This is a genomic window from Duganella guangzhouensis, assembly GCF_009674535.1.
Classification (GTDB): domain Bacteria; phylum Pseudomonadota; class Gammaproteobacteria; order Burkholderiales; family Burkholderiaceae_D; genus Rugamonas; species Rugamonas guangzhouensis.
This window is the reverse complement of sequence record NZ_WKJK01000006.1, coordinates 324,635-344,430: the sequence shown is the minus strand read 5'-3', so window position 1 is coordinate 344,430 and position 19,796 is coordinate 324,635. Positions and strand designations below refer to the sequence as shown.

The 19,796-nt window shown below is 61.4% G+C and carries 13 protein-coding genes and 1 tRNA gene; 10 read left to right on the top strand and 4 right to left on the bottom strand.

The annotated features are described in order from the left end of the window. Positions 1-16: 16 nt before the first annotated feature. Both GJ699_RS14180 and GJ699_RS14175 read right to left on the bottom strand, forming a co-directional pair. Positions 17-1,138: a beta-ketoacyl-ACP synthase III gene (locus GJ699_RS14180; RefSeq protein ID WP_154377218.1), complete on the bottom strand. Its 1,122-nt coding sequence runs from the start codon at positions 1,136-1,138 to the stop codon at positions 17-19. 230 nt (positions 1,139-1,368) lie between these two features. After that, positions 1,369-2,814: a S41 family peptidase gene (locus tag GJ699_RS14175; protein ID WP_154377216.1), complete on the bottom strand. Its 1,446-nt coding sequence runs from the start codon at positions 2,812-2,814 to the stop codon at positions 1,369-1,371. A 342-nt stretch (positions 2,815-3,156) separates the two neighbouring features. On the opposite strand from GJ699_RS14175, the gene GJ699_RS14170 reads away from it, so the two are divergent. The 5 genes from GJ699_RS14170 to GJ699_RS14150 all read left to right on the top strand — a co-directional run bounded on the left by GJ699_RS14170 (position 3,157) and on the right by GJ699_RS14150 (position 10,800). Continuing rightward, entirely contained in the window at positions 3,157-3,771 is a 615-nt protein-coding gene (locus GJ699_RS14170; protein ID WP_154377214.1) for a hypothetical protein, read from the top strand. Positions 3,772-3,873: 102 nt separating this feature from the next. Then, positions 3,874-5,922: a M13 family metallopeptidase gene (locus GJ699_RS14165; protein WP_371867558.1), complete on the top strand. Its 2,049-nt coding sequence runs from the start codon at positions 3,874-3,876 to the stop codon at positions 5,920-5,922. A 75-nt stretch (positions 5,923-5,997) separates the two neighbouring features. Then, complete coding sequence (locus GJ699_RS14160) at positions 5,998-8,025, top strand: M13 family metallopeptidase (protein ID WP_154377210.1); 2,028 nt, start codon at positions 5,998-6,000, stop codon at positions 8,023-8,025. Positions 8,026-8,120: 95 nt separating this feature from the next. After that, positions 8,121-10,157, top strand: coding sequence for a M13 family metallopeptidase (locus GJ699_RS14155; RefSeq protein WP_154377339.1), 2,037 nt, complete (start codon positions 8,121-8,123; stop codon positions 10,155-10,157). Positions 10,158-10,242: 85 nt separating this feature from the next. Further along, on the top strand, positions 10,243-10,800 hold the full coding sequence (locus GJ699_RS14150; RefSeq protein WP_154377208.1) for a hypothetical protein: 558 nt from the start codon (positions 10,243-10,245) through the stop codon (positions 10,798-10,800). Positions 10,801-10,846: 46 nt separating this feature from the next. Here the strand turns inward: GJ699_RS14150 and GJ699_RS14145 are convergent, their stop codons facing one another. Further along, the gene (locus tag GJ699_RS14145; protein ID WP_154377206.1) at positions 10,847-11,395 is read right to left on the bottom strand and encodes a c-type cytochrome; all 549 of its coding nucleotides are present in this window, start codon (positions 11,393-11,395) and stop codon (positions 10,847-10,849) included. Positions 11,396-11,597: 202 nt separating this feature from the next. On the opposite strand from GJ699_RS14145, the gene GJ699_RS14140 reads away from it, so the two are divergent. Further along, positions 11,598-11,673 (top strand) — tRNA-Arg (locus GJ699_RS14140). A gap of 189 nt (positions 11,674-11,862) precedes the next feature. Here GJ699_RS14140 and GJ699_RS14135 read toward each other — a convergent pair. Continuing rightward, the gene (locus GJ699_RS14135) at positions 11,863-12,009 is read right to left on the bottom strand and encodes a hypothetical protein (RefSeq protein ID WP_154377204.1); all 147 of its coding nucleotides are present in this window, start codon (positions 12,007-12,009) and stop codon (positions 11,863-11,865) included. Positions 12,010-12,566: 557 nt separating this feature from the next. Between GJ699_RS14135 and GJ699_RS14130 the strand changes: the two genes are divergently transcribed. The 4 genes from GJ699_RS14130 to GJ699_RS14115 all read left to right on the top strand — a co-directional run bounded on the left by GJ699_RS14130 (position 12,567) and on the right by GJ699_RS14115 (position 19,778). Then, positions 12,567-13,226: an NYN domain-containing protein gene (locus tag GJ699_RS14130; protein WP_154377203.1), complete on the top strand. Its 660-nt coding sequence runs from the start codon at positions 12,567-12,569 to the stop codon at positions 13,224-13,226. 115 nt (positions 13,227-13,341) lie between these two features. After that, positions 13,342-14,784, top strand: a complete 1,443-nt coding sequence (locus GJ699_RS14125) for a glycoside hydrolase family 30 protein (RefSeq protein ID WP_154377202.1) — start codon at positions 13,342-13,344, stop codon at positions 14,782-14,784. A 24-nt stretch (positions 14,785-14,808) separates the two neighbouring features. Then, positions 14,809-17,523, top strand: coding sequence for a TonB-dependent receptor (locus GJ699_RS14120; RefSeq protein ID WP_154377201.1), 2,715 nt, complete (start codon positions 14,809-14,811; stop codon positions 17,521-17,523). Between the two features lie 98 nt (positions 17,524-17,621). Then, positions 17,622-19,778, top strand: a complete 2,157-nt coding sequence (locus GJ699_RS14115) for an ATP-binding protein (protein WP_154377200.1) — start codon at positions 17,622-17,624, stop codon at positions 19,776-19,778. Positions 19,779-19,796: the final 18 nt, after the last annotated feature.

Here is a 19,796-nt window from a genome sequence, read left to right as displayed (position 1 = left end):
GCCCGACCGCGTTGTATCAGATGCGCTTGACCACCACGCAGCCGATCGAATAGCCGGCGCCGAAGGAGCAGATCACGCCCAGCTCGCCCTTGGCCATATCGTCCGAATACTTGTGGAAAGCGATCACCGAGCCGGCCGACGAAGTGTTGGCGTATTCGTCCAGGATCACCGGCGCTTCGCCCGGCTCGGCGTCGCGGCCCAGCACCAGACGGCTGATCAGCAGATTCATATTCAGATTGGCCTGATGCAGCCAATAGCGCTTCACCTGCGGCACTTCCAGGCCGGCGTGGGCGATGGTGTCCTTGATCATCTCGGCCGCCATCGGGCAGACGTCTTTGAACACCTTGCGGCCCTGCTGGCGGAACAGCTTGTCGGCCTGGCCGACGCCGTCTTCGTCGAAGCGGTTGAGGAAGCCGAAGTTGTTGCGGATATTGTTGGAGAAGCTGGTTTTCAGCTTGCTGTCCAGGATTTCCCACTGATGCGCGCTGGTGGCGGTATCCTTGGCCTCGACCACGATCGCGGTGCAGGCATCGCCAAAGATAAAGTGGCTGTCGCGGTCGCGCCAGTTCAGGTGGCCCGACGTGATTTCCGGATTCAGCACCAGCACCGCGCGCGCCTGGCCGCTCTGTACCGCCGCCACCGCCTGCTGAATGCCGAAGGTGGCCGATGAGCAGGCCACGTTCATATCGAAGCCATAGCCATCGATGCCGAGCGCGCCCTGCACCTCGACCGCCATCGCCGGATAGGCGCGCTGCATATTCGAGCAGGCCACCAGCACCATATCGATATCGGCCGGCGACTTGCCGGCGCGGTCCAGCGCCTGGCGCGCGGCCGCCACAGCGATTTCAGCCTGCAGCGACAGCTCCTCATCCGAACGGTCAGCGATATGCGACACCATGCGCTGCGGGTCCAGGATGCCCGCCTTCTCCATCACATAGCGCGCCTTGATGCCCGAGGCTTTCTCGATAAACGCCACGCTGGACGCCTCCAGCGCCGTCACCTGACCCTCAGCGATGGCGGCCGCATTATCGGCGTTGAACTGTTCGACATAAGCGTTAAAGCAGGCCACCAGTTCCTCGTTGCTGATCGACTGAGCTGGGGTGTAGAGACCGGTACCGCTGATGACGGCTTGTTTCATGATTAAACTTTCAAATTAAGCAATGGCGTCTGCCAATAATGAGCCAAATTCTACACAATGCCTGCACCTTACGCGCAAATATCACTCCGGGGTCAGGTCCATCATTTCTACACGGGCTGAGCCTTAGCATGCGCTACGGCTCAGCCCGTGTAGAAATGATGGACCTGACCCCGGAGTTGCAAATAAAACGGCGCCGTGGAGGCGCCGCTGGCGTTGCTTGGGGGATGGGCTTATTTGTTGGCCAGGTCTTTTTTCAGGCCGGGGTCCACCGCGACCACGGCGGTGCCGGTTTTGGCTAGTTGTACCGGCAAGCCTTTCAGGTGGTTGAGCGCTTGCTGTAGCTGGAAGTCGTCGCCGGCGCCGTATTCCAGCGGCTGGCGCTTTTTCTCCAGCGCGAGGATGCGCATCTGTTCTTCCAGTTCGTCGCGTTTGCTTTTTTCGCCTTCTTGCTCACGGTCGTTGCTGAGGTGCTTGGCCAGGTCGGCTTCGCGCGTGCGCAGCGCGTTCAGGCCGTCGCCGTCGGCGTATTCGTCCACCGGCACGTCGGGGGTGATGCCTTTGGCCTGGATCGAGCGGCCATTCGGCGTGTAGTAGCGCGCGGTGGTCAGTTTGACGGCGGTGTCGGCGGTCAGCTGGCGGATGGTCTGTACCGAGCCTTTGCCAAAGGTCTGGGAACCGATGATGTCGGCCCGCTTGTAATCCTGCAGCGCGCCGGCGACGATTTCGGAGGCGGAGGCCGAGCCGGTGTTGACCAGTACCACCATGGGTACTTTTTTGATGGCGGCCGGCAGCTTGGCCAGCGCGTCGCTTTCGCCACGCAGTTCGTAATATTCGGGACGGCCGTAGAAGATCTGCTTCTGGTCCGGCAACTGGCCATTGGTCGAGACGATCGGCGAGTCTTTTGGCAGGAAGGCCGCGGCGACGCCGATCGCGCCCTGCAGCACGCCACCCGGGTCGTTGCGCAGGTCGAGGATCAGTCCTTTGATGCTCGGATCTTGCTTGTACAGTTCGACAATCTTGGCGGCCATGTCATCCACGGTCGGTTCCTGGAATTGCGAGATGCGCAGCCAGGCGTAACCCGGCTCGATCAGCTTGCCTTTGACGCTCTTTTGCACGATTTCTTCGCGCGTCATGTTGAACACCAGCGGCTCGGCCTCGCCCTTGCGCAAGATGGTCAGGCTGACTTTGCTGTGCGGCTCGCCGCGCATTTTCTTGATCGAGTCATCCAGCGACATGCCTTTGACCGGGGTGTTGTCGAGACGGCTGATCAGATCACCCGCCTTGATGCCGGCGCGCCAGGCCGGCGAGTCTTCAATCGGCGCCACGATTTTGATGTAGCCGTCTTCACTCTGGCCGATCTCGATGCCGAGGCCGACGAATTTGCCCTGCGAGCCTTCACGCAGTTCGGCATAGGCTTTCTTGTCCAGGTAGGCGGAGTGCGGGTCGAGCGAGGCCACCATGCCGGAGATGGCTTCGGTCAGCAGCTTCTTGTCTTCAACCGGTTCGACATAGTCGGATTTGATCAGGCCAAACACGTCGGCCAGCTGGCGCAGCTCTTCCAACGGCAGTGGCGGGTCCACCGGTTTTTGCGCCATGGCGGAAAATTGCAGCGAGATGGCAATGCCTGCCACCACCCCCAGTCCAACCAGACCGGAATTCTTTAATTTCTTGCCCATGTTTCACCTGTACTGAAAGCCGCTGCGGGTTTGCAGCCTGCTGAATTCAGTATAAACCTGATTTCCGGCAAACGTAGTAGCCGACACGAAATGATTTATCCCTTTACGTTGATTTACAACGGCGCGCGTTGACTTTTAAAGCGCACCAGTCGGGGCTTGGTGAAACGCCATCTTTGCTGTTTTGTGTAGGGTGTTTCCTCAACGTTCACGACAGTAAATAATTGTAAGAACGCCTGTCACCCCGGAAAACGCGGCCTACACTGGGCTCGTATTTCTCTCTACCCTGAAGTGGTTTTTCGCCAGCGCCCCAAGCGCTGGCTTTTTTTTATCTACGGAGCATACATGCGATTTTTGTCACGCCCATTCCCGTTTGCCCTGCGCCGTGTCAGCGCCGCGCTGGCTCTCTCGGCGCTGTTGTCGCCCGCTTTTGCCGTGCCGGTGATGGATATGCAGGCGGAAGACTATATGCCGATGGCGATGGAGTTGAAAAAATCGCTTAGCCTGAACGCCAATCAGCAAACGCTGTGGTCGCAGGTGGAATCGAAAACCCGCCGTCTGCTGGCCGAGCGCAAGGCGCGTCGCGAACGTTTGCAGGACGCCACGCTGAAGGCGGCGCAAACGCCAGGCATCGAGCTGCGCGAGATGAGCAAGGCTGTCGAAGACGAGGCTGCTGTCGAAGCCAACGAAGGCAAGCTGCTGCGCGAATGGTGGCTGACCATGAACGATGCACTGACCGAACCGCAGCGCCAGAGCGTGGCCACCATGATTTCCGAGCAGCTGCAGCGCGTGGCCGAGAGCGGCGCCGCCCGTCCGGAACGCAAGGAAGATAGCGGTGAACACAAGGGCGGCAAAGGCGGCCGTGGCGGTCCGGGCGGTGGCAACGGTGGCATGGGTGTCGGCGTCGGTGCCGGCGGTGTCAACGTCAACATGCCGGGAGCGGGCGGCGGCGAGTTCTAATGTTGTTTGCTTGTGTATCGTAAAGTAAAAAGCGCCCGCCCATGTTTTTAGGCGGCGGGCGTGACGGTAGAATTCTCCGCACGAATTCCACCGATGACGATCATGAGCAAATTACAAAAAACACTGCTGCTGAGTACCCTGACCCTGAGCTTGATGACCGCCTTCGGCGCCGCCACTGCGGCCGACGGCGCGCCGATTTCCGGCATTGAGCTGCCTAATATGGACACCAGTGTGCGTCCGCAGGACGATTTCTTCACCTATCTGAACGGTAGTTGGCTGAAGACCACTGAAATCCCGTCCGACAAATCCAGCTGGGGCACCTTCGCCAAGCTGCGCGACGATACGCTGCCGCAGCTGCGCGGCCTGATCGAAAAGGCCGAGGCCGACAAAACCCGCAAGCAGGGCAGCGAAGCGCAAAAGATCGCCGACCTGTACGCCAGCTATCTGGATGAAGCCAAGCTGGACCAACTGGGCATCCGTCCGGTCACCGGCGAACTGAACCGCATCCGCGCGCTGAAGGACAAGAAGGGCTTGCCGATCCTGATCGCCCACCTGCAGCAGATGGGCATCGGCACGCCGTACAGCGTCAGCGTGCGCCAGGATGCGCGCGAGTCGACCAAGTACGCGGTCTACATTAGCCAGAATGGCCTGGGTCTGCCGGACCGCGATTACTACCTGAAAAAAGACGACGCCAAGATGGCCAGCGCGCTGGCCAAGTATGAGCTGCACGTGGCCAAGATCCTCGGCCTGGCCGGCGACAAGGACGCCGCCGCCAACGCCAAGAAAATCGTCGCGCTGGAAACCGCGCTGGCCGAAGTGCAGTGGACCAAGGTGCAGAACCGCGATCCGGTCAAGCGCTACAACAAGATGCCGGTCAAGCAGCTGGCCGAGCTGGCGCCTGGTTACGACTGGGGACACGCGCTGGCCGCCGCCGGCGTGGCCAACAAGATCGATACCGTGATCGTCAGCCAGCCAAGCTATCTGAGTGGCTATAACGCGGTGCTGGACAAGACCGACCTCGCCACCTGGAAGGTGTACTTCGAATGGCAGCTGCTGCATGAAGTGGCGCCGTATCTGTCGAAGGATTTTGCCGACGCCAATTTCGATTTCTACAGCACCGTGCTGACCGGCGTGGCCGTCAAGCCGCCGCGCTGGAAGACTGCGGTACAGCTGGTGGAAGCCAGCCTGGGCGAGGCGCTGGGCAAGCTGTACGTGGCCGAGTACTTCCCGCCTGAGCGCAAGGCGCGCATGGACCAGCTGGTGAAGAACCTGCTGGCCTCTTACAAGACCAGCATCGACAATCTGGACTGGATGAGCCCGGCCACCAAGATCGAGGCGCAAGCCAAGCTGGCCAAGTTCACGCCGAAGATCGGCTATCCGAACAAATGGCGCGATTACTCGACGCTGTCCATCGTCAAGAGCGACCTGGTGGGCAATGTGCTGCGCGCCTCCAACTACCGTTACAGCCGCATGATCGCCAAGCTGGGCAAGCCGATCGACCGCGAGGAATGGGGCATGACGCCGCAGACCATCAACGCCTATTACAACTCGACCATGAACGAGATCGTGTTCCCGGCCGCGATCCTGCAACCGCCGTTCTTTGACGCCCGTGCCGACGACGCGGTCAACTACGGCGCCATCGGCGCGGTGATCGGTCACGAGATCAGCCACGGCTTTGACGACGGCGGTAGCCAGTCCGATGGCGACGGCAATCTGCGCGACTGGTGGACCAAGGAAGACAAGGCCAACTTCAAGGCCAAGGCCGACGCCCTGACCACGCAGTACGACGGCTACAGCCCGCTGCCGGGCTACCACGTCAACGGCGCGCTGACGCTGGGCGAGAACATCGCCGACAACAGCGGTCTGGCGATCGCCTACAAGGCCTACCAGATTTCGCTGGGCGGCAAGCCGGCGCCGGTGCTCGACGGCTTCACCGGCGAGCAGCGCTTCTTCATGGGCTGGAGCCAGATCTGGCGCGTGAAGATGCGTGAAGATCAGCAGATCCTGCAGATCAAGACCGATCCGCACTCGCCGGGCCAGTTCCGTTCCAACGGTCCGGTGGTCAACCAGCCGGGCTTCTACGATGCCTTCGGCGTCAAGCCGGGCGACAAGCTGTATGTTGCGCCGGAACAGCGCATCATCATCTGGTAATCGATTATCCCTCGCAAAAAAGCCACCTCGTGTGGCTTTTTTGCTATTGTTCGAAAACTTTGGGAAAGGACACACATGAAAGCACATTTGCTCAGCGCCCTGATGCTGACCCTGCTGGCCACCGCCGGCGTACAGGCACAGGACAAAACCTCGGGCGTGGATATCGCCAACATCGATCCCTCGGTGCGCCCGCAGGATGATTTCTTTCTCAACCTGAACGGCAAGTGGCTGGCCAGGACCGAGATCCCGGCCGACAAGTCGAGCTGGGGTTCGTTTGAAAAACTGGATGACGACACCAAGCCGCAGCTGCGCGCCATCATCGAAGCGGCCGCCGCCGACCAGAACAAGCAGCAGGGCACACCGTCGCAGCAGATCGGCGATTTCTTCGCCAGCTATATGGACGAGGCCAAACTGGAAGCGCTGCGTCTGGCACCGCTGAAGGCCGACTTCGACCGCGTGGCCGCGCTCAGCGACAAGAAGCAGATTCCGGCGCTGATCGCGCACTTCAACCGCTATGGCTACACCGCGCCGTTTGGCTTCGTCATCCACCAGGACAACAAGGATTCGACCAAGTACGTGGCCGATCTGGCGCAGGACGGCCTGAGCCTGCCGGACCGCGATTACTACCTGAAAAAGTCGGACAAGAAGATGGCCGACACGCTGGCCAAATACGAGCAGCACGTCGCCAGGATGCTGACGCTGGCCGGCAACGCCAACGGTGCGGCCGATGCCAAGGCCATCGTGGCGCTGGAAACCGAGATCGCCAAAATCCAGTGGACCAAGGTGCAGCTGCGCGATCCGGTCAAGGCCTACAACAAGGTGCCGCTGGCGCAGCTGTCCAAGCTGGCGCCGGGCTATGACTGGACCACCTGGCTCAACGACACCGGCATCGGCGGCAAGGTCGATTACGTGATCGTCAGCCAGCCCAGCTTTATCACCGGCTTCAACAAGCTGCTGAACAAGACGCCGCTGAACACCTGGAAGGTCTACTTCCAGTGGCAGGTGCTGCATGCCAACGCGCCGTATCTGGCCAAGGATTTCGCGCTGGAGAATTTTGCCTTCTACGGCAAGGTGCTGGCCGGGCGCGACGAGCAGGAACCGCGCTGGAAACGCGGCGTCAACGCCACCGATGGCGCGCTGGGCGAGGCGCTGGGCAAGCTCTACGTCGAGCAGCATTTCCCGGCCGAGCGCAAGGCGCGCATGGAACAGCTGGTGAAGAATCTGCTGGCGGCTTTCCATCAAAGCATCGACACCCTGGACTGGATGAGTCCGGAGACCAAGCAGCAGGCACAAGCCAAGCTGGCCAAGTTCACCACCAAGATCGGCTATCCGAACAAATGGCGTGACTACTCGAAGCTGGTGGTGGCCAAGGACGACCTGGTCGGCAACGTGCTGCGCTCGCATGCGTTTGACTACGACAAGGAAGTCAACAAGCTGGGCAAGCCGATCGACCGCGACGAGTGGGGCATGACGCCGCAAACCGTCAACGCCTATTACAACCCGGAGCTGAACGAGATCGTGTTCCCGGCTGTGATTCTGCAACCGCCGTTCTTTGACGCAGCGGCCGATGACGCGGTCAACTACGGCGCCATCGGCGCGGTGATTGGTCACGAGATCAGCCACGGCTTCGACGACCAGGGCGCGCAGTACGACGGCGACGGCAATCTGCGCGACTGGTGGACCAAGGCCGACCACAAGAACTTCGACGCCAAGACCAAGATGCTGGTCAAGCAGTACAACGGCTACAGTCCGGTCAAGGGTTACTTCGTCAACGGCGAGCTGACCCTCGGCGAAAACATCGCTGACAACAGCGGCGCGGCGATCGCCTACAAGGCCTATCTGCTGTCGCTGGGCGGCAAGCCGGCGCCGGTGATTGACGGCCTGACTGGCCAGCAGCGCTTCTACATGGGCTTCGGCCAGGTGTGGCGCGCCAAGATCCGCGACGCGCAGCAAATCGTTTATCTGAAAGTTGATCCGCACTCACCGGATCAGTTCCGTGCCAATGGCACGGTGCGCAACCAGCCGGGCTTTTACGAAGCCTTCGGCGTCAAGCCGGGCGACAAGTTGTACCTCGCGCCCAAAGACCGCGTCATCATGTGGTGATGTGTTATAAAAGCAGTTCGGCCCATGTGAGCGATGGGCCTCCCGTAAAAATATAGAAGGATATCCTCGTGAAACGTCACCTCGTAAGTGCATTGATGCTGAGCCTGATCGCAGGCTTGGCAGGCGCTGCGGACACTGCCAAAAGCACTGCCCCCACCAGCGCCAAAGTAGCAAGCAAGCCGGTTTCCGGCATCGCCGTCGAATACATCGATCCGGCGGTACGCGTGCAGGACGATCTGTTCAGCCACATGAACGGCAAATGGCTGGCCACCACCGAAATCCCGGCCGACAAGTCGAGCTGGGGCTCGTTCGCCAAATTGCGCGATGACATTCAGCCGCAACTGCGCGCCATCATTGAAGGCGCGGCCGCCAACAAGGCCGGCGGCGCGGAAGCGCAGCGCATTGGCGATTTCTACGCCAGCTTCATGGATGAAGCCAAACTGGAACAGCTGGGCATCACGCCGCTGAACGCCGAGTTGGCCAAAGTGGCCGCCATCACCGACAAGAAACAGCTGCCGCAACTGATCTCGCACTTCAACCAGATCGGCGTGACCGCGCCGTATGGCTACGGCGTCCACCAGGACAACAAGGATTCGACCAAGTACGTGGCCGACCTCTATCAGGACGGCCTGAGCCTGCCTGACCGCGACTACTACCTGAAAGCCGACGACGCCAAGCTGGCCGACACGCTGGCCAAGTACGAGCAGCACCTGACCAAAATGCTGACGCTGGCCGGCAACGCCAACGCCGCTGACACCGCGCGCGCCATCGTCGCGTTTGAAAAACAGCTGGCGCAGCTGCAGTGGACCAAGGTCGAACTGCGCGACCCGATCAAAGCCTACAACAAGGTCGACATCGCCAAGCTGGGCGACGTGGCGCCGGGCTATGACTGGAATGCGTATCTGACGGATGCCGGCGTGGCGGGCAAGGTCAGCTACGTGATTGTCAGCCAGCCGAGCTACCTGAAGGGCATGACCGCGCTGCTGGAAAGTACCCCGCTGGAAACGCTGAAAGCCTACTTCCAGTGGCAGCTGCTGCGTTCCAACGCGGCTTACCTGAGCAAAGCCTTCGTCGATGAAAACTTCGCCTTCTACGGCACCGTGCTGAGCGGCGTGACCGAGCAGCGTCCACGCTGGAAGCGCGGCGTCAGCGTGACCGAAGGCGCGCTGGGCGAGGCGGTTGGCAAACTGTACGTGGCGGAACACTTCCCGGCCGAACGCAAGGCACGCATGGAAGCGCTGGTGAAAAATCTGCTGGCGACTTACAAGACCAGCATCGACAAACTGGATTGGATGACTCCGGTCACCAAGAAGCAGGCGCAAGCCAAGCTGGCCAAGTTCACCTACAAGATCGGCTATCCGAACAAATGGCGCGACTACTCGGCGCTGACCATCAGCAAGGATGACCTGGTCGGCAACGTGCTGCGCTCGCACCAGTTCGACTACAACAAGGAACTGAACAAGCTGGGCAAACCGATCGACCGCGACGAATGGGGCATGACGCCGCAAACCGTCAACGCCTACTACAACCCAGAGATGAACGAAATCGTGTTCCCGGCGGCGATTCTGCAGGCGCCGTTCTTCAACGCCGACGCGGATGACGCGGTCAACTACGGCGCCATCGGCGGCGTGATCGGCCACGAGATCAGCCATGGCTTCGACGACCAGGGCGCCCAGTACGACGGCGACGGCAATCTGCGCGACTGGTGGACCGCCGAAGACCACAAAGCCTTCGCCGCCAAGACCAAGATGCTGGTCGACCAGTACAACGAGTTCAGCCCGCTGCCTGGCTACCACGTCAACGGTCAGCTGACCCTGGGCGAGAACATTGCCGACAACAGCGGCGTGGCGATCGCCTACAAGGCGTACAAGCTGTCGCTGCACGGCAAGAAGCCACCGGTGATCGACGGCCTGACCGGCGACCAGCGCTTCTACATGGGCTTCGCGCAAGTGTGGCGCATGAAGATGCGTGAAGCGGCGCAGATCCAGCAGATCAAGACCGACCCGCACTCGCCAGGCCAGTTCCGCGCCAACGGCCCGATGCGCAACCAGCCGGGCTTCTACGACGCCTTCGGCGTCAAGCCAGGCGACAAGATGTACCTGGCACCAAAAGACCGCGTAATCATGTGGTAACGAGGTGATGAAAAGGCCGCAGCGATGCGGCCTTTTTTCATTTGGTTATACTAGCGGCTTCCGATAGTTCAGAAGTCCGACTGCCATGCGTCTGCGTTACACCCTTCCTCTCGTCCTGCCATTGCTGCTGAGCGCCTGCGGCGATTCTTATACGCCGGTCGATGTGTACATGGCGAAGACGCCGGACTGCGCCAGCTGGCAGGATGGCTCGCGCTTTGAGCTGCCGCGCGGTATCAGCGTGTCGACTACGCCGCCGGTCACGTTGCCGGATGGCGGCGCCGAGTTCACCTTTGTGTATTTGGTGCCGCGCGGCCAGCGCGCGCTGTTCCTCAGCCGCGAATTCGCCGTCAGCACGCCCCAAGGGCCAGTCATCGCCAAGCCGGAACTGGTGAGCTTTTACCAGCGCACCACCAACTCGCCGGCCGAGATCGTCGAAGTGATCCCCAAGGTGCCGGACATGCTGATCGCCGGCGCCACCGGCGAGGAAACCATCTGGCGCGTGCGCCTGCGCGTGAAGCAGAAACTGCCGGACCGTTTCGACGTCACCCCGCCAGCGTTCGAGATCGCGCTGACCAAGTATCCGATGCGCACCTTCACCTACCGCTTCTTCCCCGATCGCAAAGTCTACGGACTGTGCAGCTAATAAAAAACCGGCCGTGCAGGCCGGTTTTGCATGGGCGCGGTAGCGCTTATTTCTTTTCTTCAGCAGCCGGTGCGGCAGCGGCCGGCGCCGGCACGGCCGGTTCCTTGAAGCTGGCGCCGCTCTTGTTGGCCATGTAGACCACGGCGCGCGCCACTTCCACATCATCCAGATCCGGATTGCCGCCCTTGGCCGGCATCGCGCGCAAGCCTTCGATGGCGTGCTTCAGCACAGTATCGTAACCTTGGGAGATGCGTGCGCCCCACTGGCCGGCGTCACCAAACTTCGGTGCGCCCGCCGCACCGGTGCCATGGCAGGCGACGCAGGTGACGTTGTAGATGGCTTCGCCCGATTGCAGCACTTTCGGCCCGCTGGCGTCTTTTAGCGTATAGCCCTGATCGGCGACGGGCGCGATGCGGCTGGCGATTTCTTCTGGCTCCTGGCTGTTGGAACCAGCCCCGGTCAGCTTGTTGGTCGTCACAAACTGCACCAGCAGCACAATGCCAAAGATGACGATGACGAAGAAGCCAACAACCGCGATCACCAGTTGTTTAGGGGTTTTGATGGGGGACTCGTGTTCGTTGTGTACGTCGCTCATGATTTCCTTAAGAGACTGATTTCAAGCCGAGGTGGCGCGAAGAGTTGATTAGCAGCTGCCTTGTAAAACCTTCACCAAACGAATGATTATAGTCACAAGAATGCTGTGAAGGAAACGCAAACATAAGCAAAACGACAGTACCCCATGGACGGGTGTCGTTAAACAAGGTATCCTACGGCACGCCTACGCGTATCTCCCTGTCGCGGCTGTAGCTCAGTGGATAGAGTATTGGCCTCCGAAGCCAAGGGTCACTGGTTCGATCCCAGTCAGCCGCACCAAAATTCCTTAGTAAAATCAATGATTTAAGCAGATTGCAATGCTGCGTTGCAGCGCAATTTCTGCCGCACCGCAGCACCCGCGCGGCGTTTGCGTGTCTGCTAAAAGTTGTTTTTGGCATGCATTTTTTGCGTTGAAATCCGGCAATTTATGTCGGACATTTTTGATGTAACTCAAAAATGCCCGAAAAATCAGGCCAGCCGGCAGGTATATCGGTCCGGACCTTGTTCGAACGCAAAACGCACCGGCAAAAAGCAGCTGATGACCTCGGCATTGGTGGTCGCGTGCGAGGACAGCACGTTGGTGCTGAAACCGCCGCCACCGGTTAGTGGCAGCATCAGTTGGAGGGCGCGCTGAGGGCAATGTTTGATGGCTCGCTTGACATCGTCATACGCGCGGCCTATCGTCACTTTACCACTCACTCTTTGACCGTCCGGTTTAGCCGTGATGCTTTTAGAGCGACAGGCCGCCGCAAGGCGGCTTTGTCATTTCTAGAGCATCGTGTCCCGATAGAGATAGCGAATCTTTGATGGGCCGAGAGCTGAACGGTAGAGCGCACGCCTTTAGTGCGCAGCTTGACATCAAGCGTATGCGGGCCTACGATGGTTCTACCACTCACTCCCTGATTCTTCATGCTTAGTTCGTCGTGATGCTCTTGGAGCGACAGGCCGCCGTAAGGCGGCTTTGTCATTTCTGGCGTCGCCTGCTTTAGCTAACTCAACTGAGAAACCACCGTACGTCGAGCAGCATCTTTGATGGGGCAGCTTGACTTTGCTATTGACCAGTCCTACGCTGTACTTACGACTCACTCCTTAATTCATCACGCGTTGCTCGTCGTGATGCTTCTGGAGCGACAGGCCGCCGCAAGGCGGCTTTGTCATTTCTGGAGCACAGCATGAAAACGATAGTGTATGTGGATGGGTGGAATCTCTACTATGGGCTGCTGAGGCGATCAGCGTACAAGTGGCTGGATTTGTTTTCGCTTTTCCAGAACCACGTGCTTATTCCTGACGCCGAGATATGCGAGGTGCGCTACTACACCGCGCCTTTGCTCGCGCGTCTTTGCGACGATCCTGCCTCGCCGCAGCGGCAAAGTCTGTACCTGCAAGCGTTGAAGAAAATGCCGCCACAGAAAGTCCGAATCATTGAAGGCGCGCTGGAATTGTCGACCTCCTATTTGCGCCTGGTACACCCACCTTCAGATGCCGAGCGCGTTGCATTGGTCTACAAGATGACCGAGAAAAAGTCGGACGTTAATCTCGCTGCCGATTTGATCTCTGGCGCATTTCTTGGGCAGTGCGAGCAGGCTGTCGTTTGTACCAATGACAGCGATCTGGCGCCGGCGATGGCGGCGGTGCGTTTGCATTGTCCGCATGTGCGGTTGGGCCTGGTGGTGCCGATTCCTGGCACCGATCATCGTCGCGCGGGACGCGATCTGGTGCGGCATGCGCATTGGTTCAAGCTGCTTAGCACGGTCCACTTGGCGCGCGCGCAGCTGCCGACCAAAATCCCACACACCTCGATTTATCAGCCACAGCTGTGGCGTGCTCGTTGACATCGCGGATTTGCCGATGCTATAGTTTCTTCAACGAATGGAAGCGTTTCCATTCAATTTATAAGTGAACAATCGGAGACGGGCAAACGATGATTTGCCTGCACGAGGAGACCGTATGCTGACAGTCAACCCTGGGGGAGCGGTTCGTCCTTCGCCTTTGAAATCCCTGTTCCAATCGCTGTTGCTCAGCGCTGTGTGCGCGAGCGCGGCGCAGGCCCAAACCGTGCACGCCTGGATCACCACCGGTGACCAGAGCCAGCTGCTGGCACGCGGCGCCGATACGCGCTTCCACGGCAGCGTCAAGGCCGCCACCGTCATCGAGGTCGATCCCAAGCAGCGCTATCAGCAGATGGTCGGCTTCGGCGCCGCCATCACCGATGCGTCGGCCTGGCTGATGCAGAACAAGCTGAACGAACAGCAGCGCGCGGCGTTGCTCAATGAGCTGTTCGGCAAGGCGCCCGGCATCGGCCTCAGCTTCACGCGGCTGACCATCGGCGCGTCCGACTTTTCGCGCCAGCACTACAGCTTTGACGACATGCCGCCCGGTCAGAGCGATCCCGAGTTGAAGCACTTCTCCATCGAACCCAACCGCGCCGACGTGCTGCCGATCACCAAGGCCGCGCTGGCCATCAATCCGCAACTGCGCGTGATGGCTTCGCCGTGGAGCGCACCGGGCTGGATGAAGTCCGGCGACAGCCTGATCCAAGGCACGCTGAAGCCGGAAGCGTTCCAGCCCTTCGCCCGCTACCTGTCGCGCTACATCAGCGCCTACCAGCAGGAGGGTGTGCCCATCTATGCCATCACCTTGCAAAACGAACCGCACTTCGAGCCCAAGGATTATCCCGGCATGCGCGTCGATCCGGCCAAGCGTGCCGCCTTCATCGGCGGCCATCTCGGCCCGCTGCTGGCGAAGCAGCATCCGCAGACCCGCATCCTCGACTGGGATCACAACTGGGATGAGCCCGGTTCACCGGCAGAGGTCTTGAAAGACCCGGTCGCCAGCAAGTACGTGGCCGGCGTGGCCTGGCACTGCTATGCCGGCGACGTGCGCGTGCAGGCCGCGCTGCACGACCGCTGGCCGGACAAGGAAACTTATTTCACCGAATGCTCGGGCGGTAAATGGGCGCCGGTGTGGTCGGACAATCTGCTGCACTTCTCGCGCACGCTGGTGATCGGCACCACGCGCGGCTGGGCCAAGGGCGTGCTGTTATGGAATCTGGCACTGGATGAAAACGATGGCCCGCATCTGGGCGGTTGCAACGATTGCCGCGGTGTCGTCACCATCGACAGCCGCGACGGCAAGATCACCCGCAACGAAGAGTTTTACGCGCTGGCCCACGCCAGCCGCTTCGTGCGTCCGGGCGCGCAGCGCATCGCGTCCAGCAGTGGCTACAACCAGCTCGACACGGTCGCCTTCCGCAATGCCGACGATGGCTCGCTGGTGCTGCTGGTGGTGAATTCGGCCAAGACACCGCGCAGCTTCGCGGTGCGTGTCGGCCTGCGCAGTTTCGATTACACCCTGCCCGCAACCAGCGTGGCTACCTTCGCCTGGCAATAAAACCATAAATAAAGAGAGACAACCATGAGCAGACAAGAGATCAGGATGACCCCCATCGCCGCCGCTTGCGCAGTCGTGGCGTTTGCCGCTGCCAGCCCGGCCGTCGCGCAACAGCAGGCCGCCACGCCGCAGGCCGATGGTCCAGCGATGACCGAGGTGGTGGTGACCGGCATCCGCCGCAGCATCGAAAACTCGATGGCGATCAAGCGCGACGCCGACTCCATCGTCGAAGCCGTCACCGCCGAGGATATCGGCAAGCTGCCCGATGTGTCGATCGCCGAATCGATCGCCCGCCTGGCCGGTTTGACGGCGCAGCGCGTCGAGGGCCGCGCGCAGGTGATTTCGATCCGTGGCCTGGCGCCGGATTTCTCCACCACGCTGCTCAACGGCCGCGAGCAAGTCTCCACCAGCAACAACCGTGGCGCCGAGTATGACCAGTATCCATCCGAGCTGATCAACGGCGTCACCGTCTACAAGACGCCGGACGCCTCGCTGGTGTCGGGCGGCCTGTCCGGCACGGTCGACCTGCAAACCGTGCGGCCGCTGGACGTGCGTCAACGCACCATCGTGCTGAACGCGCGCGGCGAGCACAATTCCAATGGCAAGCTCAACTCCAACACCTCGGCCAACGGCAACCGCCTGAGCGCGTCATATGTGGACCAGTTCCTGAACAACACGCTGGGCATCGCGATTGGTTACGCGCATCTGGATTCGCCGGGCCAGCAGCAGGAATACAAATCATGGTGGTGGGGCACCGACAACAAGCTGCCGGCCGGCATGGAAGACGTGGTGGCGCTGAAGGGCGCCGAAGTCACCGCCTCGTCGCGCGAGCAAAAGCGCGATGGTCTGATGGCCGTGGTTGAATACCGTCCAAGTAAGGAATTCCGCACCACGCTGGACCTGTACTATTCCCAGTTCAAGCAAAACACCACCATGCGCGGCATGATGTGGAACTCGCACCAGTGGAGCGATGTCACCTACAAAGATCCGGTGGTGGAAACCATCGGCGGCACGCGCCTGCTGGTCGGTGGCAAGCTGGTCAATCTGGAACCTATCGTCCGCAACGATTACAACCAGCGCAAGGACGAGTTGGGCGCGCTGGGCTGGAACAATGTCTACCGCAAGGATGGCTGGACACTGGTTGGTGATCTGTCCTATTCGACCGCGAAGCGCAAGGAGGAAGTGCTGGAAACTTACGCCGGTCTCGGCCCGGCCGGTTCGCACATCACCGACAACGATTTCGCCTTCCACATCCCAACCGGCAGCGGCCTGCCGACCTTCACGCCCAGCTATAACTTCACAGATCCCAATGTGGTCAAGCTGACCGACGTCGGTGGCTGGGGCAAGGATGCGGACATGCATCACCCGGTGGTGGAGGACAAGCTGGGCTCGGCCAAGTTCTCGGCCAAAAAGGAGTTGGATGGCATGTTCCGCAGTCTGGAGGGCGGCCTCAATTACAGCAGGCGCGAAAAGACCCACGCCGACACCAACAATTACTGGTTCCTCAAAAACGGCCGCGCGCCGGCCACCGTGTCGTCCGATCTGCTGCAGCCGTCGACCTCGCTGGCGTTTGCCGGCATCCCCGGCGTGATGAGCTATGACGTGCTGGGCGTGCTGCACAAGTACTATGACATGCAGCCGGCCCGTCCCGACGATCAGGCGCTGCAGGACTGGGGCGTGACCGAGAAGATCGCCACCGCCTACGCCAAGCTCGGCATCGATGCCGACCTCGGCCCGATTCCGTTGCGCGGCGCGCTGGGACTGCAGGCGGTGAATGTCGACCAGAAGTCGCGCGGCGCCACGGTCAACGCCGGCACGCTGGGTAGCACCAGCGGCGGCAAGACTTACACCGACTGGCTGCCCAGCCTGAATCTGAACTTCGATCTGGACAAATACCTGACCGGCACCAATCTGCGCTTTGGCGCCGCCAAGACGGTGGCGCGGCCGCAGATGTCGGACATGCGGGCCGGCATCTCCTGCGGCGTCGATGCCACCACCCGCATGTGGAACGGCAGCGGCGGCAATCCGGAGCTGGAACCGTGGCGCGCCAACTCCTATGATCTGTCGATGGAAAAATACATCGGCAAACGCAGCTACATCGCCGGCGCGCTCTGGTACAAAAAGCTGCAAAGCTATATCTACAACCAGCAGACCGCGTTCAGCTTTGCCGGCTTCCCGAATCCGTCGGCGGTGGTGCCGATTCAAGACATCGGCACGCTGAACCGTCCGGCCAACGGTAACGGTGGCCTGGTCAAGGGCGTTGAGCTGTCGGGCGCGCTGGACGCCGGCCTGCTGTGGGATCCATTGGATGGCTTCGGTGTCACCGGCAGCATGTCCGGCACCGAGAGTTCGATCCATCCGAACGGTCCCGGCACCAAGGAGAAGTTGCCTGGCTTGTCGGGCGTGGTGTCCAACTTCACCGTCTACTACGAGAAAAACGGTTACTCGGCGCGCGCCAGCCGCCGCTACCGTTCGGCGTATCGTGGTGAGGTCACCGGTCTGTTCGCACAGCGTGCCTTCAGCGAGATCCTGGCCGAGCGCCAGATCGACCTGCAGCTGGGCTATGCGATCGAGGAGGGCGCGTACAAGGGCTTGTCGTTCCTGTTCCAGGTGAATAACCTGAACAACTCGCCGTACCAGACGCGTCAGGGCGATCCGTTCTCGGGCGGCTCATACGCGCCGGAACGCTACACCACTTACGGCCGCCAGATTCTGTTGGGTCTGAACTACAGGCTGTAAGTGCGCTAGCGAACACAGGCGGCTGGCACCGTTGTTTGCGCGCGCAGGGGGGTGATAGAATCGATTCTTCCTCCCCCCTTTGAAAGAATATCTGCGCCATGCACGATCCCGTCACGCTGGACAACTGTGCGGATGAACCTATCCACATTCCGGGCAGTATCCAGCCGCACGGTGCCTTGCTTGCGTTTGACGTCGCCAACAACGCTTTGCTGGCATGGAGCGACAACGCGCCGCAGTTGCTCGGCTTGACGCTGGCGCTGGATCTGCCCTTGTCGGCGCTGCCGCTGCCGGCTGAGGTGCACGAGGCCGCTGCGGAATGCGTGGACAGCATCAGCGACGGCGAAGCGCCGGCCAGCGCGCTGGAGGTGAGCCTGGGCGCGGTGCAGTTCGACTGCATCGTGCATGCCTATCAAGGCCGGCTGCTGATCGAGTTCGAGCGGCGCGACACGCCCAGCGACGCGGTGGCCGCGTTCGCGTTGAAGGCGCACAGTGCCATCGATCGCCTCAAGCGCCAGAAGTCGATCGACGCGCTGCTGCAACTGGCCACCGAGCAGGTACGCGCCATCACCGGCTTCGACCGCGTGATGGCTTACCGCTTCCACCATGACGACAGCGGCGACGTCACCGCCGAAGCGCGGCGCGACGATCTGGAACCCTATCTGGGCCGGCGCTATCCGGCCAGCGACATTCCGGCGCAGGCACGCCGGCTGTACATCATCAACACGCTGCGCCTGATTGCCGACGTCAATTACACGCCGTCGCCGTTGCGCGGCCGCGCCGGCGATGCGCCGCTGGACCTGAGCCACAGCGTGCTGCGCAGCGTGTCGCCGATCCACATCGAATATCTGCAGAACATGGGCGTGGGCGCGTCGATGAGCGTGTCGATCGTGGTCAACGGCCGGCTGTGGGGGCTGCTGGCGTGCCACCACATGAGCGCGCTGCAAGTGCCGTATTCGATCCGCATGGCGGCCGATGTGATGGCGCAGGTGATTGCCTCGCTGGTGCAATCGATGGAAGCGCGCGAGCGCGCGCTGCTGGCCGAGCGTTCGGCCGAGGTCCGCACCCGTGTCATGGAAACCCTGCTGCACGAGGACGACCCGGGCCGCGCGCTGCTGCGCCATGCAGCCGCGCTGTGCCATTCGCTGCAGGCGGAAGCGCTGATCATCACCCAGTACGGCAAGGTGATGACGCATGGCGATATCCCGCCCGAACTGGCGGCGCGCATCGTCGCTTCGCTGCCGGAGGGCGGCAAGGAAATCGTCGAACGTCTCGCGCTGGCCGACTGGCCGGACCACTTGCGCGCCGATCTGACGCCGTGGGCCGGCATGCTGGGCCTGCGTTTCGATCCCGCCACCTCGGGCTGGCTGCTGGCGATGCGGCGCGAGCAAATCCACACCATCCGCTGGGCCGGCCGTCCGGAAAAAGTGGTGCGGGTCGGCCCGCTCGGACCGCGCCTGACGCCGCGTGGTTCGTTCGACGAATGGCGCGAAGAGGTGAGCGGCCGCGCCGTGCCGTGGGACGCCACGCAGAAACTGGCGGCCAGCCAGCTGCTGGGCGAGATGCATCGCGCCAGCGTGGCCAAGCATGTCGAGACCGACCGCGCCCGCGCCCAGCTGCTGGCGATGCTGGGCCACGACCTGCGCGGTCCGCTGCATTCGATCAATATGGCCGCCACCGTGCTGCAGCATGGCGGCGCACCCGGCACCATGAGCACGCGCATTCAGGCCTCCAGCGGCCGCATGGAGCGGCTGATCAGCCAGGTGCTGGACATGAGCCGCATCAGCGGTGGTCTTGGCCTGGGCCTGGACCGCAAGCAGACCGATCTTGTACCGCTGCTGGCCGACCTGCTGGATGAGGTGCGCACCGCGCATCCGGACCTGCTGCTGCAAGCCATGATGCCGCCGGCCTTGCCGGCGCTGCTGGACAGCGACCGCATGATGCAGGTGGTGAGCAACCTGGTCAGCAACGCCCGCCACCACGGCACCCATGGCGAGCCGATCGAAGTGCGGCTGCACGCGCAGGACGAAGGCCTGCTGCTGGAAGTGCGCAACACCGCCGCGCCGATCGCCGACGAGCTGCTGCCCACGTTGTACAGCCCGCTCAAGCACGCTTCGGTCGGCAATGTGCGCAACCGTGGCGGCCTGGGCCTGGGTTTGCATATTGCGCAACAAATCGTTCGTGACCACGGCGGCGAGCTGGCTTACCGCTACGAGGCGCCGCAGGTGGTGTTTATGGTCAGCTTGCCGTTGGGCTAATCTGGTCATCTCCACAAC

Coding starts and splice junctions, on each gene's coding strand:
- GJ699_RS14115 (WP_154377200.1), top strand. CDS start 17,622: ATGCACGATCCCGTCACGCTGGACAACTGTGCGGATGAACCTATCCAC.
- GJ699_RS14175 (WP_154377216.1), bottom strand. CDS start 2,814: ATGGGCAAGAAATTAAAGAATTCCGGTCTGGTTGGACTGGGGGTGGTG.
- GJ699_RS14130 (WP_154377203.1), top strand. CDS start 12,567: ATGAAAACGATAGTGTATGTGGATGGGTGGAATCTCTACTATGGGCTG.
- GJ699_RS14155 (WP_154377339.1), top strand. CDS start 8,121: ATGCTGAGCCTGATCGCAGGCTTGGCAGGCGCTGCGGACACTGCCAAA.
- GJ699_RS14145 (WP_154377206.1), bottom strand. CDS start 11,395: ATGAGCGACGTACACAACGAACACGAGTCCCCCATCAAAACCCCTAAA.
- GJ699_RS14170 (WP_154377214.1), top strand. CDS start 3,157: ATGCGATTTTTGTCACGCCCATTCCCGTTTGCCCTGCGCCGTGTCAGC.
- GJ699_RS14160 (WP_154377210.1), top strand. CDS start 5,998: ATGAAAGCACATTTGCTCAGCGCCCTGATGCTGACCCTGCTGGCCACC.
- GJ699_RS14135 (WP_154377204.1), bottom strand. CDS start 12,009: ATGCTGCCACTAACCGGTGGCGGCGGTTTCAGCACCAACGTGCTGTCC.
- GJ699_RS14150 (WP_154377208.1), top strand. CDS start 10,243: ATGCGTCTGCGTTACACCCTTCCTCTCGTCCTGCCATTGCTGCTGAGC.
- GJ699_RS14125 (WP_154377202.1), top strand. CDS start 13,342: ATGCTGACAGTCAACCCTGGGGGAGCGGTTCGTCCTTCGCCTTTGAAA.
- GJ699_RS14120 (WP_154377201.1), top strand. CDS start 14,809: ATGAGCAGACAAGAGATCAGGATGACCCCCATCGCCGCCGCTTGCGCA.
- GJ699_RS14180 (WP_154377218.1), bottom strand. CDS start 1,138: ATGAAACAAGCCGTCATCAGCGGTACCGGTCTCTACACCCCAGCTCAG.
- GJ699_RS14165 (WP_371867558.1), top strand. CDS start 3,874: ATGAGCAAATTACAAAAAACACTGCTGCTGAGTACCCTGACCCTGAGC.